This window comes from Stenotrophomonas sp. AN71, from assembly GCF_050435725.1.
Classification (GTDB): Bacteria; Pseudomonadota; Gammaproteobacteria; order Xanthomonadales; family Xanthomonadaceae; genus Stenotrophomonas.
In genome coordinates this window covers 15,867-32,681 of record NZ_JBNDKU010000009.1, presented here as the reverse complement: position 1 = coordinate 32,681, position 16,815 = coordinate 15,867, and the positions used below count along the sequence as shown (strand labels likewise).

At 65.7% G+C, this 16,815-nt stretch carries 8 protein-coding genes; 6 read left to right on the top strand and 2 right to left on the bottom strand.

Going from position 1 to position 16,815, the window contains the following annotated elements; all coding sequences use genetic code 11:
• Positions 1 to 124 precede the first annotated feature (124 nt).
• Positions 125 to 5,101: an NAD-glutamate dehydrogenase gene (locus tag ABH900_RS14510; protein ID WP_429623733.1), complete on the bottom strand. Its 4,977-nt coding sequence runs from the start codon at positions 5,099 to 5,101 to the stop codon at positions 125 to 127.
• Between the two features lie 250 nt (positions 5,102 to 5,351).
• Between ABH900_RS14510 and ABH900_RS14505 the strand changes: the two genes are divergently transcribed.
• Genes ABH900_RS14505 through ABH900_RS14495 form a run of 3 tightly spaced genes read left to right on the top strand, consistent with a single transcriptional unit; the run spans position 5,352 to position 10,471 of the window.
• Complete coding sequence (locus ABH900_RS14505) at positions 5,352 to 6,008, top strand: TetR/AcrR family transcriptional regulator (RefSeq protein WP_429623956.1); 657 nt, start codon at positions 5,352 to 5,354, stop codon at positions 6,006 to 6,008.
• Positions 6,008 to 7,282 (top strand): efflux RND transporter periplasmic adaptor subunit, encoded by a 1,275-nt coding sequence (locus ABH900_RS14500; protein WP_429623732.1) that lies wholly within the window; start codon positions 6,008 to 6,010, stop codon positions 7,280 to 7,282. The genes ABH900_RS14505 and ABH900_RS14500 overlap by 1 nt, the downstream gene beginning before the upstream one ends.
• 15 nt (positions 7,283 to 7,297) lie before the next feature.
• Positions 7,298 to 10,471, top strand: coding sequence for a multidrug efflux RND transporter permease subunit (locus ABH900_RS14495; RefSeq protein ID WP_429623731.1), 3,174 nt, complete (start codon positions 7,298 to 7,300; stop codon positions 10,469 to 10,471).
• A gap of 202 nt (positions 10,472 to 10,673) precedes the next feature.
• On the opposite strand, the gene ABH900_RS14490 is transcribed toward ABH900_RS14495, so the two are convergent.
• Positions 10,674 to 11,822: an acyl-CoA dehydrogenase family protein gene (locus ABH900_RS14490; protein ID WP_429623729.1), complete on the bottom strand. Its 1,149-nt coding sequence runs from the start codon at positions 11,820 to 11,822 to the stop codon at positions 10,674 to 10,676.
• A gap of 153 nt (positions 11,823 to 11,975) precedes the next feature.
• On the opposite strand from ABH900_RS14490, the gene ABH900_RS14485 reads away from it, so the two are divergent.
• The 3 genes from ABH900_RS14485 to metH are packed head-to-tail and all read left to right on the top strand — an operon-like array spanning position 11,976 to position 16,752.
• Positions 11,976 to 12,905 (top strand): ArsR/SmtB family transcription factor, encoded by a 930-nt coding sequence (locus ABH900_RS14485; RefSeq protein ID WP_429623728.1) that lies wholly within the window; start codon positions 11,976 to 11,978, stop codon positions 12,903 to 12,905.
• A 13-nt stretch (positions 12,906 to 12,918) separates the two neighbouring features.
• Positions 12,919 to 14,010: a homocysteine S-methyltransferase family protein gene (locus tag ABH900_RS14480; protein WP_429623727.1), complete on the top strand. Its 1,092-nt coding sequence runs from the start codon at positions 12,919 to 12,921 to the stop codon at positions 14,008 to 14,010.
• Positions 14,011 to 14,067: 57 nt separating this feature from the next.
• Positions 14,068 to 16,752, top strand: a complete 2,685-nt coding sequence (metH, locus tag ABH900_RS14475; protein ID WP_429623726.1) for a methionine synthase — start codon at positions 14,068 to 14,070, stop codon at positions 16,750 to 16,752.
• Positions 16,753 to 16,815 lie beyond the last annotated feature (63 nt).

Genomic DNA, 16,815 nt, shown 5'->3' with positions numbered 1-16,815 from the left:
ATAACCGAGCGCCGCTGCGCTCGCCGGGCCACGCCCGGCGAGCGCGGCCAAAAACCAGAACGGCCCCGCTTGCGCGGGGCCGTTCCGGTTCACGCATGCCGGGCATGGCCCGGCACTACATCACTTACGCACCGTGTGCCGCCAGCTGGCCCAGGCGCTGCACCGCGACCGAGACGGTCGGGTAGTCCAGGGTCTTCTGCTCGGCCAGTTCGGCCAGCATCGCCAGGGTGAAGCGCAGGCTGTTGTCGTCACGGCCCATCCAGGCCGCCACCTTGGCTTCAGCGCTGGTGCCCTTGGTGCCCAGCACCTGGCCCGCCAGGTTGCGGTGGTTGCCCGCCAGTTCGTCACGCAGCACGCCACGTGCCACCGCGTGCCAGCGGCCGTTGACCTCCAGCGCGTCGACCTGCTCGAACAGCCACGGCAGCTGCAGAGCATCGCCCAGGCGGAAGTGGACCTTGGACACGTCGACCGGCTTCAGCTTGCGGGTGCGCGCCAGTTCGATGATGTCGAACGCCGGCTCCAGGAAGTGCAGTTCGGCCAGCTGCTGCGCCAGGGCGGACGGCAGACCCTTTTCCTTCCACTCGGCCACCAGGGCTTCGTAGGTCGGACGCTGCGAATCCGGCAGCACACCCGAGGCAACGCGGATGTCGTTGAACGGACCCTGGTAGCGGTTGACCGCTTCGGTGATGCCCGGCATCGCGCCCGGGCGCGACAGCAGCCAGCGCACGAACGAACGCTGCAGCTTCCAGATCACTTCCAGTGCGTCGATCTGCACCGACTCCGGCACCTTGCCGTCGAGGGCATCGATCTGCGCCCACAGCGCACGCGCATCCAGCGTTTCGCGGCTGATGGTGTAGGCCTTGGCGACCTCGGCGATGGAACGGCCGGTGTCTTCCTGCATGCGCATCAGGAAGGTGGCACCCATGCGGTTAATGGTCTGGTTGGTCACGGCCGTGGCGATGATTTCGCGCTTCAGGCGGTGACGCTCCATCGCGTCGGCGTACTTCTTCTGCAGCGGGGTCGGGAAGTAGCGCTGCAGCTCCTTGGACAGGTACGGATCTTCCGGGATGTCCGAATCCAGCAGCTGGGCGAACGCCACCAGCTTGGAGTACGACAACAGCACCGACAGTTCCGGACGGGTCAGGCCCTGGCCACGTGCCTTGCGCTGCGACAGCTCGGCATCGGACGGCAGGAACTCGATCTGGCGATCAAGCAGGCCCTGCTGTTCCAGGGTGCGGATGAAGTGCTGCTTGGAACCCAGGCGCTTGACCGCCATCCGCTCCATCAGGCTCAGCGCCTGGTTCTGGCGGTAGTTGTCGTTGAGCACCAGCTCGGCGACTTCATCGGTCATCGAGGCCAGCAGCTTGTTGCGCTGCTCGACGGTCAGCTTCTTGGCCCGCACCACATCGTTGAGCAGGATCTTGATGTTGACTTCATGGTCGGAGGTGTCGACACCGGCCGAGTTGTCGATGAAGTCGGTGTTGAGCAGCACGCCGGCCTGGGCGGCTTCGATGCGGCCCAGCTGGGTCATGCCCAGGTTGCCGCCCTCGCCCACCACCTTGCAGCGCAGCTCGCCACCGTTCACGCGCAGCGCGTTGTTGGCACGATCGCCGACATCGCTGTGCTGCTCGCTGGCGGCCTTGACGTAGGTGCCGATGCCGCCGTTCCACAGCAGGTCGACCGGCGCCTTCAGGATCGCGCTCATCAGATCGTTCGGCGACAGCGCCTTGACGTTGTCGTCCAGGCCCAGCGCTTCACGCACCTGCGGGGTGATCTCGATCGACTTCAGGCTGCGCGGGTACACGCCGCCGCCCTTGCTGATGAGCTTGGCATCGTAGTCCGCCCAGCTCGAACGCGGCACGGTGAACAGGCGCTCACGCTCGACGAACGTGGTGGCCGCATCCGGGTTCGGGTCCAGGAAGATATGGCGGTGGTCGAACGCAGCCAGCAGGCGGATGTGGCGCGACAGCAGCATGCCATTGCCGAACACGTCGCCGGACATGTCGCCGACACCGACCGCGGTGAAGTCCTGGCTCTGGCTGTCACGGCCCAGCGCACGGAAGTGGCGCTTGACCGACTCCCACGCACCGCGTGCGGTGATGCCCATGCCCTTGTGGTCGTAACCGACCGAACCACCGGAGGCGAACGCATCACCCATCCAGAAGCCGTGCGCGATGGCCAGGCCGTTGGCGATGTCGGAGAAGGTCGCGGTGCCCTTGTCAGCGGCCACCACCAGGTACGGATCGTCCATGTCGTGGCGCACGACATCCACCGGCGGCACGATCTTGTTGTTGACGATGTTGTCGGTGATGTCCAGCAGGCCCTGGATGAACAGCTTGTAGCAGGCCACGCCGTTGGCGAAGACCGCGTCGCGGTCGCCGTTCACCGGCGGGGTCTTGGCGAAGAAGCCGCCCTTGGCGCCGACCGGCACGATGACGGTGTTCTTGACCATCTGCGCCTTGACCAGGCCCAGCACTTCGGTACGGAAGTCTTCGCGACGATCCGACCAGCGCAGGCCGCCACGGGCCACCGCGCCGAAGCGCAGGTGGGTACCTTCCACGCGCGGGCCGTAGACGAAGATTTCGCGGTACGGGCGCGGCTTCGGCAGGTCCGGCACCAGCGCCGAATCAAACTTGAAGCTGATGACATGGCCGTGCTGGCCGTTGGCATCGGTCTGGTAGTAGCTGGTACGCAGGGTCGCGTCGATCACGCCCATGAACGAACGCAGGATGCGGTCTTCGTCCAGGCTGGACACGCGGTCCATCAGCTTCAGCAGCGCATCGCGCGCGGCCTGCATCTGCGCATCGCGGTCACCCTTGCGGGCGTCGACCACGGTCTTGAGCACCTTCAGGGTGGCGTCATCACCGGCGGCCAGCACATCGAAGTGAGCCTTCAGCTGGGCCTGGCCGGCAGCGATGTCATCCTTGCCTTCGTGGCCGGTGGCCGGATCGAAGCGGGCTTCGAACAGCTCGACCAGCAAGCGGGCCAGCAGCGGGTAGCGGGCGAACGTGCCTTCCACATAGGCCTGCGAGAACGGCACGCCGGTCTGCAGCAGGTACTTGCAGTAGCCACGCAGCATGGCGACCTGACGCCAGTGCAGACCGGCAGCCAGCACCAGTCGGTTGAAGCCGTCGTTCTCGGCATCGCCGTGCCAGACGCGGGCGAAGGTCTCGCCGAACGCTTCATCGACGCTGGCGGCATCGATCGCGCCGGCGGTCGATTCGACCTCGAAGTCCTGCACGTACACCGGGGCGTTGTCGACCGACAGGCGGTACGGACGCTCGGCGATCACGCGCAGGCCCATGTTTTCCATCATCGGCAGCGCGTCCGACAGCGGAATGTCGTCCAGCTGGCGATACAGCTTCAGGCGCAGGCCATCGCCGCTTTCGCGCGGCACGGCCTGCAGGCTCAGGCGCAGGTCGTCCGGACCGGTCAGCGCGTCGAGCTGGCTGACATCGTTGGCGGCAACGGCAGTGCTGTTGTCTTCGATGTAGCCGGCCGGCAGCGCCTTGCCGATGCGGGCGGCGATGCGCAGGCCTTCGGTCTCGCCGTGGCGGGACACCAGCGCTTCGCGCAGGTCGTCCTGCCAGTTGCGCAGCACCTGGGCCAGCTTCTGCTCCAGTTCGGCGGTATCGACGTCGAGCATTTCACCCGGCTTCGGACGCACGATCAGGTGCACCTGGGCCAGCGGCGATTCGCCCAGCACCACAGAGCTGTCGACGTACTCGCCGTGCAGCGCGTCCTTCAGCATCGCTTCGATGCGCAGACGCACGTCGGTGTTGAAGCGCTCGCGCGGCAGGTAGACCAGCGCGGAGATGAAACGGCTGTACTTGTCGCGGCGCAGGAACAGGCGGCTGCGCACGCGCTCCTGCAGGCCCAGCACGCCCATCGCGGTGCGCAGCAGTTCGTCCTCGCTGGACTGGAACAGTTCTTCGCGCGGCAGGGTTTCCAGGATGTGGCGCAGGGCCTTGCCGCTGTGGCTGGCCGGGGCCAGGCCCGACTGCTTCATCACGTGCTCATGGCGCTGGCGCACCAGCGGGATTTCCCACGGGCGACGGTTGTAGGCGCTGGAGGTGAACAGGCCAAGGAAGCGCTGCTCGCCGATGATCTTGCCCTTGGCGTCGAATTCCAGCACGCCGATGTAGTCCATGTAGCCGGCGCGATGCACACGCGAACGGGCATTGGTCTTGGTCAGGATCAGCGCGTCCTTCAGCCCGGACGTGGTATTCAGGCCCTGTGCGGCCAGGGTCTTGACCGGACGGGCGGCGGACTTGTCCTTGCCGCGCATCAGGCCCAGGCCGGTATCGTTCAGCGGCGCCAGCACCTCTTCCTTGCCCTGCTTCTCGACGCGGTACTCGCGGTAGCCGAAGAAGGTGAAGTGGTTGTCGGCGGCCCAGCGCAGGAATTCCTGTGCTTCCTTGCGCGAGGCATCGTCGACCGGCAGCTGGCGGCTGCCCAGGTCGTCGGCCAGTGCCAGCGCCTTGTCCTTCATCGGCTGCCAGTCGCGCACGATCGCACGCACTTCATCCAGCGCCTTGTTGATGGCCTGCTCGATGGCGGCCATGGCTTCGGCCGGCTGGCGGTCGATCTCCAGCAGCATCACCGACTCGGCATCACCCTCACCGACCTTGACCAGCTTGCCGGCCTTGTCGCGGCTGAAGCGCAGCACCGGGTGGCCCAGCACGTGGACGCCCACGCCCTGCTCGGCCAGCGACATGGTGACGGTATCGACGAGGAACGGCATGTCGTCGTTGACGATCTGCAGCACGGTATGCGGCGATTCCCAACCGTTGGCCTTCGCAGTCGGATTGAACACGCGGACGTTGGCCTTGCCGGCCTTGCGGGCACGGGCAAATTCCAGCGTCTCAGCCGCGAGAGCGGCCCACTCTTCAGCGCTGTGGTGCGGGAACTCGTCCGACTCCATGCGCTTGTAGAAGCCAGTGGCGAAGGCCACTGCTTCGGCCTGTGCGGCCGCGGGGTAGCGCTTGCGCAAAGCCGTGTACACCGGCTCCAGGGAGAAACCAGCGGTCACTGCGACCTCCGACTCTGCTGGTTTGGTCTTGTTTTTCACGGTCTTGGCTGCGGTTTTTTGCGGTTTCATGGCAGAGCGATGCGCTTGCTCAGTTGGGAAAATGAAATTGTAGCCCCACCGCACGAAAAGGCCTTGCTGCAGGACGGAATAAGTAGATTCGGGTTTGCTGCGGTTTAGACGCCTATTCAGTTCGCTCCGGTATGGAACGGACGTGGCGCGCAGCGCTGCCGACAGGATCGGCAAAGCGTGTTACCGGAAGACACACACGGCGACGCCAATGCGATTCCACAATCCTGAACTGGACGGTATAGTCCACCGCGTGAACCCGGCCTACCTCCCCGTTGCCCTCGACGCGCGCGATGAGCGCGTATTCGATGCCGTGCGTGAACTGCTGGCCCAGCAGGGCATGCAGATGAGCATGGACGCGGTGGCCCAGCATGCCGGCTGCTCCAAGCAGACCCTGTACTCGCGCTACGGCAACAAGCAGGAACTGCTGCGCCGGGTGATGCAGCGCCATGTCGGCCACGCCACCGGCGCCATGCTGCGTGCACTCCGCAGTGACGACCTGCGTGCCAGCCTGCTCCAGTTCGCCATCGACTTCCTGGAGCATTTCAACCAACCGCACGTGGGACAGGCCTGCCGGCTGATCGCCGCCGACGCCGCGCAGTTTCCTGAAGAGGCGCGTACGCTGTACCGGCATGGTGCCGGCGCGCTGACGCTTCATCTTGCTGAATGGATTGAAACCGTTTGCATGCAGGGCCAGCTTCGCCATGACGACCCGCACTTCATGGCCGAGCTGCTGCTGAGCATGATTGCCGGTCAGGATTTCGACAAACAGCGCTTTCATACCCCCCATCGTGATGACGCGCTCCTGCGTCGGCGCTGGGCAGAGTTCTCCGTTGACAGCTTCCTGCGCGCGTTCGCGCCTCCGCCGTCGCCGGCCCCGCCTACAAACCAACCCCGGAGTTCCTCCTGATGACCGCCCCACTCCGCACCCTTGCCTTGACGTGCGCCGTTGCTGTCGCGCTGGCTGCCTGCAAGAAGCCGGAACAGCAGATGCCCCCGCCGCCGGAGGTGGGCGTGATCGACGCCAAGCCGCAGACCCTGCCGCTGCAGCGTGAGCTGGTCGGCCGCCTGTCGCCGTTCCGCAGCGCCGACGTGCGTGCGCGCGTGCCGGGCGTGCTGCTCAAGCGCGTCTACCAGGAAGGCTCGCAGGTCAAGCAGGGCCAGACCCTGTTCCTGATCGACCCGGCGCCGTTGCGTGCCTCGCTCAACGCCTCCGAGGCGCAGCTGGCCTCCTCGCGCGCGACCTACGCCAATGCCAAGGTCGCTGCCGACCGCGCCCGTTCGCTGGCGCCGCAGCAGTTCGTCTCCAAGGCCGACCTGGACAACGCCGAGTCGGCCGAGCGCACCGCGCTGGCCGCGGTCAAGCAGGCCGAAGCGGCGGTCACCTCCGCCCGCATCAACCTGGGCTACACCGAAGTGACCGCGCCGATCAGTGGCGTGGCCAACAAGCAGCAGGTCACCGAAGGTGCGCTGGTCGGCCAGGGCGATGTGACCCTGCTGACCACTGTCGACCAGCTCGACCCGCTCTACGTGAACTTCTCGCTCAGCGTGGATGAGCTGACCCAGCTGCGCGCGCAGCAGGCCAAGGGCGCACTGGCGCTGTCCGGCGATGGCAAGGCCACGGTGAACGTCAAGCTCGCCGACGGCAGCACCTACAGCGAGCCAGGCACGCTCGACTTCTCCTCGACCACGGTCGATCCGGCCACCGGCGCGGTATCACTGCGTGCGTTGCTGCCCAACCCGCAGCAGATCCTGCTGCCAGGCGCCTTCGTCAGCTTCCAGGCCAACCTGGGCGAGCGCAACAATGCCTACCTGGTGCCGCAGCAGGCTCTGTTGCGCGACACCACCGGCGGTTACGTGATGGTGGTCGGCGCCGACGGCAAGGTCGCGCGCAAGAACGTGACCACCGATGGCGCGCAGAACGGCAACTGGCTGGTCAGCGACGGCCTGGCCGCCGGTGACAAGGTCATCGTGGCCGGGGTGCAGAAGGTCAAGGAAGGCACGCCGGCGGTGGCCAAGCCGTGGACCCCGGGCCAGGACGCCAACGGCAAGCCTGCCGCAGGCGGCACCGCTCCGGCGGGCGCCGCGGCGGCCCCGGCAGCAGGCAAGGCGCCGGCTGATGCGGCCAAGACGGGGCAGGCCGATGCGGCCAAGCCGGCGGCCACCGATTCGAACAAGCAGTAACGGGAACCTTCCGTCATGCCTAAATTTTTCATCGAACATCCAGTCTTCGCCTGGGTGGTAGCGATCCTGATCTCGCTCAGCGGCGTGATCGCGATCCTCAACCTGGGCGTGGAGTCCTATCCCAACATCGCCCCACCGCAGGTCACCGTGTCGGCGACCTACCCGGGCGCCAGTGCCGACACCACCGAAAAATCGGTCACCCAGGTGATCGAGCAGCAGCTGACCGGTATCGATCACCTGCTGTACTTCAGCTCCTCGTCCGCATCCAACGGCCGTGCCTCGATCACCCTGACCTTCGAGACCGGTACCGATCCGGACATCGCCCAGGTGCAGGTGCAGAACAAGGTCTCGCTGGCGACGCCACGATTGCCTTCGGAAGTGACCCAGCAGGGTGTGGTGGTGGCCAAGGCCAACGCCGGCTTCCTGATGGTGATCGCGCTGCAGTCCGATACGCCGGCCATCAACCGTGACGCCCTGAACGACATCGTCGGTTCGCGCGTGCTCGACCAGGTCTCGCGTATCCCCGGCGTCGGCAGCACCCAGCAGTTCGGTTCCGAGTACGCCATGAACATCTGGCTGAACCCGGAAAAGATGCAGGGCTACGGCCTGTCGGCCAGCCAGGTGCTGGCGGCGGTGCGTGCGCAGAACGTGCAGTTCGCTGCCGGTGCGCTGGGTTCCGACCCCTCGCCGGAAGGCCAGCACTTCACCGCCACGGTCTCGGCCGAAGGCCGCTTCAGCTCGCCGCAGGAGTTCGAGAACATCATCCTGCGCGCCAATGCTGACGGCTCGCGCGTGCTGCTCAAGGACATCGCCCGGGTCGCCTTCGGTGCCAACAACTACGGCTTCGATACCCAGTACAACGGGAAGCCGACCGGCGCCTTCGCCATCCAGCTGCTGCCGGGTGCCAACGCCCTGAACGTGGCCGATGCCGTGCGCGCCAAGATGGACGAGCTGCAGCCCAGCTTCCCGTCCGGCGTGACCTGGTTCTCGCCGTATGACAGCACCACCTTCGTCAAGATCTCGATCCAGGAAGTGGTCAAGACCTTGTTCGAAGCGGTGTTGCTGGTGTTCCTGGTGATGCTGATCTTCCTGCAGAACTTCCGCGCCACCCTGATCCCGACCCTGGTCATCCCGGTGGCTCTGCTGGGTACCTTCCTGGGCATGTGGATGATCGGCTTCACGATCAACCAGCTGACACTGTTTGCGATGGTGCTGGCGATCGGCATCGTGGTCGATGACGCGATCGTGGTGATCGAGAACGTCGAACGCATCATGACCGAGGAAGGCCTGGCGCCGAAGCCGGCCACGCAGAAGGCGATGACCCAGATCACCGGCGCGGTGGTGGCCATCACCGTCGTGCTGGCCGCGGTGTTCATTCCGTCCGCCCTGCAGGGCGGTGCGGCCGGTGAGATCTACAAGCAGTTCGCGCTGACCATCGCCATCTCGATGGCGTTCTCGGCGTTCCTGGCGCTGGGCTTCACCCCGGCGCTGTGCGCGACGTTCCTCAAGCCGACGCACAACGACAACCCGAACATCATCTACCGCACCTTCAACAAGTACTACGACAAGATCAGCCACACCTATGTGGGCCACATCACCTCGGCGGTGCGCCATGCGCCGCGCTGGATGATCCTGTTCGTGGTGCTCACCGTGCTGTGCGGCTTCCTGTTCACCCGCATGCCCGGCAGCTTCCTGCCCGAAGAAGACCAGGGCTATGCGCTGGCGATCGTGCAGCTGCCGCCGGGTTCGACCAAGGGCCAGACCAACGAAGCCTTCGCGCAGATGCGTGGCATCCTGGAAAAGCAGGACGGCTATGAAGGCATGCTGCAGGTGGCCGGCTTCAGCTTCGTCGGTTCCGGCGAGAACGTGGGCATGGGCTTCATCCGCCTGAAGCCGTGGGAAGAACGCAAGTTCACCGCGCCGGAGTTCATCCAGAACATGAACGGCGCGTTCTACGGCATCAAGGAAGCGCAGATCTTCGTGGTCAACCTTCCCACGGTGCAGGGTCTTGGCCAGTTCGGCGGCTTCGACATGTGGCTGCAGGACCGTAGTGGTGCCGGCTACGAACAGCTGACCCAGGCGCGCAACATCCTGCTCGGCCAGGCCGCACAGAAGCCGGATCACCTGGTTGGCGTACGTCCGAACGGCCTGGAGAACGCACCACAGCTGCAGCTGCACGTGGACCGCGTGCAGGCGCAGTCGATGGGCATGTCGGTGTCGGACGTGTACAGCACCATCCAGCTGATGCTGGCGCCGGTGTATGTCAACGACTTCTTCTACGAAGGCCGCATCAAGCGCGTGACCATGCAGGCCGATGGTCCATACCGCACCGGCCAGGAGTCGCTGAAGAGCTTCTACAGCCCGTCCAGCCTCACCACCAATGCCGATGGCACCAGTGCGATGATCCCGCTCAACACGGTGGTCAAGTCCGAGTGGGTGTCTGCTCCGCCGTCACTGAGCCGTTACAACGGCTACTCGGCGATCAACATCGTCGGCTCGCAGGCGCCGGGCACCAGCTCCGGTGAGGCGATGCAGACCATGGAAGCAATCGTCAACGACGACCTGCCGGCCGGCTTCGGCTACGACTGGTCCGGCATGTCCTACCAGGAAATCCTGGCCGGCAACGCCGCGACCCTGCTGCTGGTGCTGTCCATCGTGGTGGTGTTCCTGTGCCTGGCAGCCCTGTATGAAAGCTGGTCGATCCCGGTGGCGGTGCTGCTGGTGGTTCCGCTGGGCGTGCTGGGTGCCCTCGGCCTGTCGATGCTGCGTGGCCTGCCCAACGACCTGTTCTTCAAGATCGGCCTGATCACCGTGATCGGCCTGGCGGCGAAGAACGCGATCCTGATCGTCGAGTTCGCGGTGGAGCAACGTGCGGCGGGCAAGACCCTGCGCGATGCCACCATCGAAGCAGCCCGCCTGCGCTTCCGCCCGATCCTGATGACGTCGTTCGCGTTCATCATGGGCGTGATTCCGATGGCGATCTCCTCCGGTGCCGGCGCCAACTCCCGTCACGCCATCGGTACCGGCGTGATCGGCGGCATGCTGTTCGCCACCCTGCTCGGCCTGCTGATGATTCCGGTGTTCTTCGTGGTCGTGCGCCGCATGCTGGGTGACAAGCTGGATGAACCCTCCAAGGAGTTCACCGAACGCCAGCGTGACGCGGATGCCGCACACCGTCCGGACCGCTGATCCGGTGGTGCACTGAAACGAGAAAGGCCCCGGAGCGATCCGGGGCCTTTTTTTCTGCTTTCTGTAAAGCCGAGCCATGCTCGGCTGCTTCTGCCGGAGCCGAGCGTGGGCTCGGCGCCACAGCCGACCAGAGAACAGCGCATCCACGCATGGCGTGGATCTACTGGCCGCGCCGCCGTTGCAGCGACGCGGCCGGTCGGACTCAGCGCAGCCCGGTCTCGTTGCGCGCGATCACCAGACGCTGGATCTCCGAGGTACCCTCGTAGATCTCGGTGATCTTGGCATCACGGAAGTAGCGCTCCAGCGGCATTTCCTTCGAATAGCCCATGCCGCCATGGATCTGCACGGCCTGGTGGGTGATCCACATCGCCGCTTCCGAGGCGGTCAGCTTGGCAATGGCCGCTTCGTTGCTGAAACGCTTGCCCTCGCCCTTCACCCACGCCGCGCGCAGGGTCAGCAGCAGCGCTGCGTCCAGCTTGCACTTCATGTCGGCGATCTTGGCCTGGGTCATCTGGAAGGTACCAATGGCCGCGCCGAACGCCTTGCGCTCCTTCACGTACTCGATCGTCGCTTCATAGGCGGCACGGGCAATGCCGATCGCCTGCGAAGCAATACCGATGCGACCGGCGTCCAGCACGCCCATCGCGATCTTGAAGCCTTCACCTTCCTGGCCCAGCACGTCGTCCGCCTGCGCCACATAATCGTTGAATTCGATCTCGCAGGTGGCCGAGGCACGGATGCCCAGCTTCGGCTCGGTCTTGCCGCGGCCGAAACCGGCCTTGTCGGTGTCGATCAGGAAGGCGCTGATGCCACGCGCACCCTTGTCCGGCTCGCTCATCGCGAACAGCACGATGTACTTGGCCACCGGGCCGGAGGTGATCCAGCTCTTCTTGCCGTTGATGATGAAGCTGCCATCGGCCTGCTTCACCGCGCGGCATCGCATGGCGGTGGCATCGGAGCCGGACTGCGGCTCGGTCAGCGCGAACGCGCCGATGGCCTCGCCTTCGGCGATGGCGCGCACATACTTCTGCTTCTGTGCCTCGCTGCCGTGGGTGAGGATGCCGTTGCAGAACAGCGAGTTGTTGACCGACATGATGGTCGAGTGCGCAGCGTCAGCGGCGGCGACCTCCACCATCGCCAGCACGTACGCCACCGGGTCCATGCCCGCGCCACCGTATTCAGTCGGCACTTCGATGCCCATCAGGCCGTTCTCGCCCAGCAGGCGGATGTTCTCCAGAGGGAATTCGCCGGTGCGGTCATGGTGCTCCGCGCTCGGGGCGATCTTTTCCTGCGCGATGCGCCGCGCCACGTCCTGCAGCATCAACTGCTCTTCGGTAAAGCTGAAATCCACAACACCCTCCCGGGTACATGAGGTTATGGGCCGCGCACCGCGCGCCCAGGTGTCCCGATTGTACCGGGGCCCAAGGGCTTCCGTACGCCAGCGACTTGACCCCGGCAGGCCTTCTCGGCGAATATATCTCTATATCGCGATAGGTAGATATTTATGGATCTGGAAGACTGGTCGACCCGACTGAAGGTGTTCGCCGACGCTACCCGTGTGCGCCTGCTGGCGCTGCTGGAGCAGGAGGAACTGACCGTGGCCGAACTGTCGGCGATCACACGGTTGGCGCAGCCGCGCGTGTCGACCCACCTGGCGCGCCTGAAGGAAGCCGGTCTGGTCCGCGACCGCCGTGCCGGCGTTTCGGCCTACTACCGCTTCGACGAGGCCCAGCTGGACCCGGCGCAGCGCGCATTGTGGCATGCCTTGAGCAACGGGAGTGACGATCCGCTGCTTCGGCAGGATGCCGAACGGGTCGCCTCCGTGCTGGCCCACCGCGCCTCCGACCAGAACTGGGCTGACAGCGTGGCCGGCGACATGGAGCGCCACTACTCCCCGGGCCGTACCTGGGAGGCGCTCGCGCGCACCGCGCTGCCGCTGCTGGAAACCGGCGACGTGCTCGACATCGCCTCCGGTGATGGCGTGCTGGCCGAACTGGTCGCTCCGCACGCGCATCGCTACGTCTGCATCGATACCAGTGCCCGCGTGGTCGCCGCGGCCAGCGAACGCCTGCGCCGCCTGCCGAACGTGGAAGTGCGCGAGGGCGACATGCACGCGCTGCCGTTCAAGGACCGCAGCTTCGACCTGGTGGTGCTGATGCATGCGCTGACCTACGCCAGCAAGCCGGCGCAGGCAGTGACCGAGGCGGCACGCGTGCTGCGTCCGGGCGGCCGCCTGCTGCTGTGCAGCCTGGCCCGGCACGAGCACAAGGCCGCCGTGGAGGCCTTCGGCCACGTCAACCTCGGCTTCAGCGACAAGGAACTGCGCAAGTTCGTCGACAAGGCGGGCCTGCAGGTGTCCAGCCTGGAGACGGTCACGCGCGAAAAGCGCCCGCCGCATTTCGAAGTGATCTCGCTGATCGCCAACAAGCCCTGAGCCCGAGTCCGCCATGACCGCCCTGCCCTGGTTGCATCCTGATCGTGCCAACGCCCTGCTCGACGCCCTGCGTGAGCGGATCCTGATCATCGACGGTGCGATGGGCACGATGATCCAGCGCCATGGCCTGCAGGAAGACGACTATCGCGGCGAGCGCTTCGTCGGGGGCTACGACCATGCACATGGCCCTGGCTGCGATCACGCAACGCCAGAAGGGCATGACCTCAAGGGCAACAACGATCTGCTGCTGCTGACCCGGCCGCAGATCATCGCCGATATCCACACCGCCTACCTGGAGGCCGGCGCGGACCTGGTGGAGACCAACACCTTCAATGCCACTTCGGTCAGCCAGGCCGATTACCACCTCGAACACCTGGTGTACGAACTGAACAAGGCCGGTGCTGCGGTTGCACGCAGCTGTTGCGATGCGGCCGCCGCAGCCACGCCGGGCAAACCACGCTTCGTGATCGGGGTGATCGGCCCAACAAGCCGCACCGCTTCGATCAGCCCCGACGTCAATGATCCAGGCTTCCGCAACACCAGCTTCGACGAGCTGCGCGACACCTACCGCGAAGCCATCGAGGGCCTGATCGACGGTGGCGCAGACACCCTCATGGTCGAGACCATCTTCGACACGCTCAACGCCAAGGCCGCGCTGTACGCGCTGGAAGAAGCCTTCGATGCGCGCGGTGCGCGGTTGCCGGTGATGATCTCCGGCACCATCACCGATGCCTCCGGGCGTACCTTGTCCGGGCAGACCGCCGAGGCCTTCCATGCCTCGCTGGCGCATGCGCGGCCGTTGTCGATCGGCCTGAACTGCGCACTGGGCGCCAATGCGATGCGCCCGCATGTGGAAACCCTTTCGCAGGTCGCCGACTGTTACGTCAGCGCGCATCCCAACGCGGGCCTGCCCAATGCCTTCGGCGAGTACGACGAGACCCCCGAGGAAATGGCCAGCACCCTGCGCGGCTTCGCCGCCGATGGCCTGTTGAACCTGGTCGGCGGCTGCTGCGGCTCCACGCCCGACCACATCCGCGCGATCGCCCAGGCAGTGGCCGGACTGCCACCGCGTGCGCTGCCCGGCGCCCAGGTGCGGGCCGCATGAACGTCGCCGCCACCGTTCCGCACGTCCCACCCTATTGCCGCTGAGCCGCCGCCTGCCATGACGCCTGTCCGCCCTACCCGCCTGTCCGGCCTGGAACCTCTGGTCATCACCCCGGACCTGCTGTTCATCAACGTCGGCGAGCGCACCAACGTCACCGGCAGCGCGCAGTTCCGCAAGCTGGTCAAGGAAGGGCGCTACGAAGAGGCGGTGGATGTGGCCCGCCAGCAGGTGGCCAGCGGCGCGCAGATCCTCGACGTCAACATGGACGAGGGCCTGATCGATTCGGAAGCGGCGATGACCCGCTACCTCAACCTGATCATGTCCGAGCCGGACATCGCCCGTATACCGGTGATGGTCGACTCCTCCAAGTGGAGCGTGATCGAGGCCGGGTTGAAGTGCCTGCAGGGCAAGAGCGTGGTCAATTCGATCTCGCTGAAGGAAGGCGAGGCGCTGTTCCGCGAACACGCACGCAAGGTGCTGCGCTATGGCGCCGCCGCGGTGGTGATGGCCTTCGACGAAAGCGGCCAGGCCGACACGTGTGCGCGCAAGGTCGAGATCTGCACACGTGCCTACCGCATCCTCGTTGACGAGATCGGTTTCCCGCCGCAGGACATCATCTTCGATCCGAACATCTTCGCCGTTGCCACCGGCATCGAGGAGCACGACAACTACGCGGTGGACTTCATCGAAGCCACCCGCATCATCAAGCAGACCCTGCCGCACTGTCATGTCTCTGGTGGCGTCTCCAACGTATCGTTCTCGTTCCGCGGCAACGAAACGGTGCGCCAGGCCATCCATTCGGTATTCCTCTACCACGCCATCGCGGCCGGTATGGACATGGGCATCGTCAACGCCGGCGCCATGCCGATCTACGACGAGCTCGATCCAGAACTGCGCGAGCGCGTTGAAGACGTGACCCTCAACCGCCGCAGCGATGCCACCGAGCGCCTGCTGGAGATCGCCGAGCGCTACAAGGGCAAGAAGGGTGCGGCGAAGACCGAAGACCTTGCCTGGCGCGAGAAGCCGGTCGCACAGCGCCTGGCGCATGCACTGGTTCACGGCCTGGACGCTTATGTCGAGGAAGATACCGAGCTGGCCCGGCAGGCCTCCAGCCGTCCGCTGGATGTGATCGAAGGCCCGCTGATGGACGGCATGAACGTGGTCGGTGACCTGTTCGGCGCCGGCAAGATGTTCCTGCCGCAGGTGGTGAAGTCCGCGCGCGTGATGAAGAAGGCGGTGGCCTACCTGCTGCCCTGGATCGAAGCGGAGAAGGCGCGCAGCGGCGACACCGCCAAGAGCAACGGCCGCATCATCATGGCCACGGTGAAAGGCGACGTGCATGACATCGGCAAGAACATCGTCGGCGTGGTCCTGGCCTGCAACAACTTCGAAGTGATCGACCTGGGCGTGATGGTGCCGGCGCAGAAGATTCTCGACGCCGCGCGCGAGCACAACGCCGACCTGATCGGCCTGTCCGGGTTGATCACACCGTCGCTGGAAGAAATGAGCCACGTCGCCCGCGAGATGCAGCGCCAGGGCTTCGACATGCCGTTGCTGATCGGCGGCGCCACCACCTCACGTGCGCATACTGCGCTGAAGATCGATCCGCACTATCACGCACCCACAGTATGGGTGAAGGACGCCTCGCGCGCGGTCGGCGTGGCGCAGTCGCTGATCTCCCGCGACCTGCGCGGGGCCTTCGTCGCCGCCAATGAAGCCGACTATGCCGAGATCCGCGCGCGCCACCGCAACCGTGGCGATGCCAAGCGCCTGGTGACTCTGGAGCACGCGCGCGGGCAGAAGTTCCAGGGCGGCTGGGACAGCTACACCCCTCCAGTGCCGAACCAGCCCGGCCTGCACGTGCTCGACGATTACCCGCTGGCCGAACTGGTCGACTACATCGACTGGACGCCGTTCTTCCAGGCCTGGGAGCTGGCCGGCAAGTACCCGGCCATCCTCACCGACGACATCGTCGGCACCCAGGCCAGCGAGCTGTACAAGGATGCCCGCGCGATGCTCGATCGCATCGTCGGCGACAAGTGGCTGACCGCCAAGGCGGTGTTCGGCCTGTGGCCGGCCAACAGCGTTGGCGACGACGTGCGCGTACAACACCCGCAGGGTGAAACCACCCTGCACTTCCTTCGCCAGCAGGTGGACAAGCCGGCCGAGCGCCCGGACTTCTGCCTGGCCGACTTCATCGCCCCGGTCGACAGCGGCCGCCAGGACTGGATCGGTGCGTTCGCGGTCACCGCCGGCATCGGCATCGATGCACATGTGGCACGCTTCGAGGCCGAGCACGACGATTACAACGCGATCCTGCTGAAGGCGCTGGCCGACCGCTTCGCTGAAGCTCTGGCCGAACGCCTGCACCAGCGCGTGCGCACTGAATTCTGGGGCTTTGACCATGCCGAGACCTTGGACAACGAGGCACTGATCGACGAGCAGTACCGCGGCATCCGTCCGGCTCCAGGCTATCCCGCCTGCCCGGAGCACAGCGAAAAGCGCCGCCTGTTCGACCTGCTGCAGGCCGAAGCGAACGCCGGCATGGAGTTGACCGAGAGCTTCGCAATGCTGCCCACGGCCGCTGTCTCGGGCTACTACTTCAGCCATCCGCAGAGCCAGTACTTCGTGGTCGGCCGCCTCAGCCGCGAACAGGTCAGCGACTACGCCCGGCGCAAGGGCGTGGATCGTGCCCAGGCCGAACGCTGGCTGGCCTCCAACCTCGACTACGACCCCGAATGAGGCGGTAGCGACGGGCCATGCCGGCGTAAACTCCCTTTCGCCGGGCATGGCCCGGCGCTACCG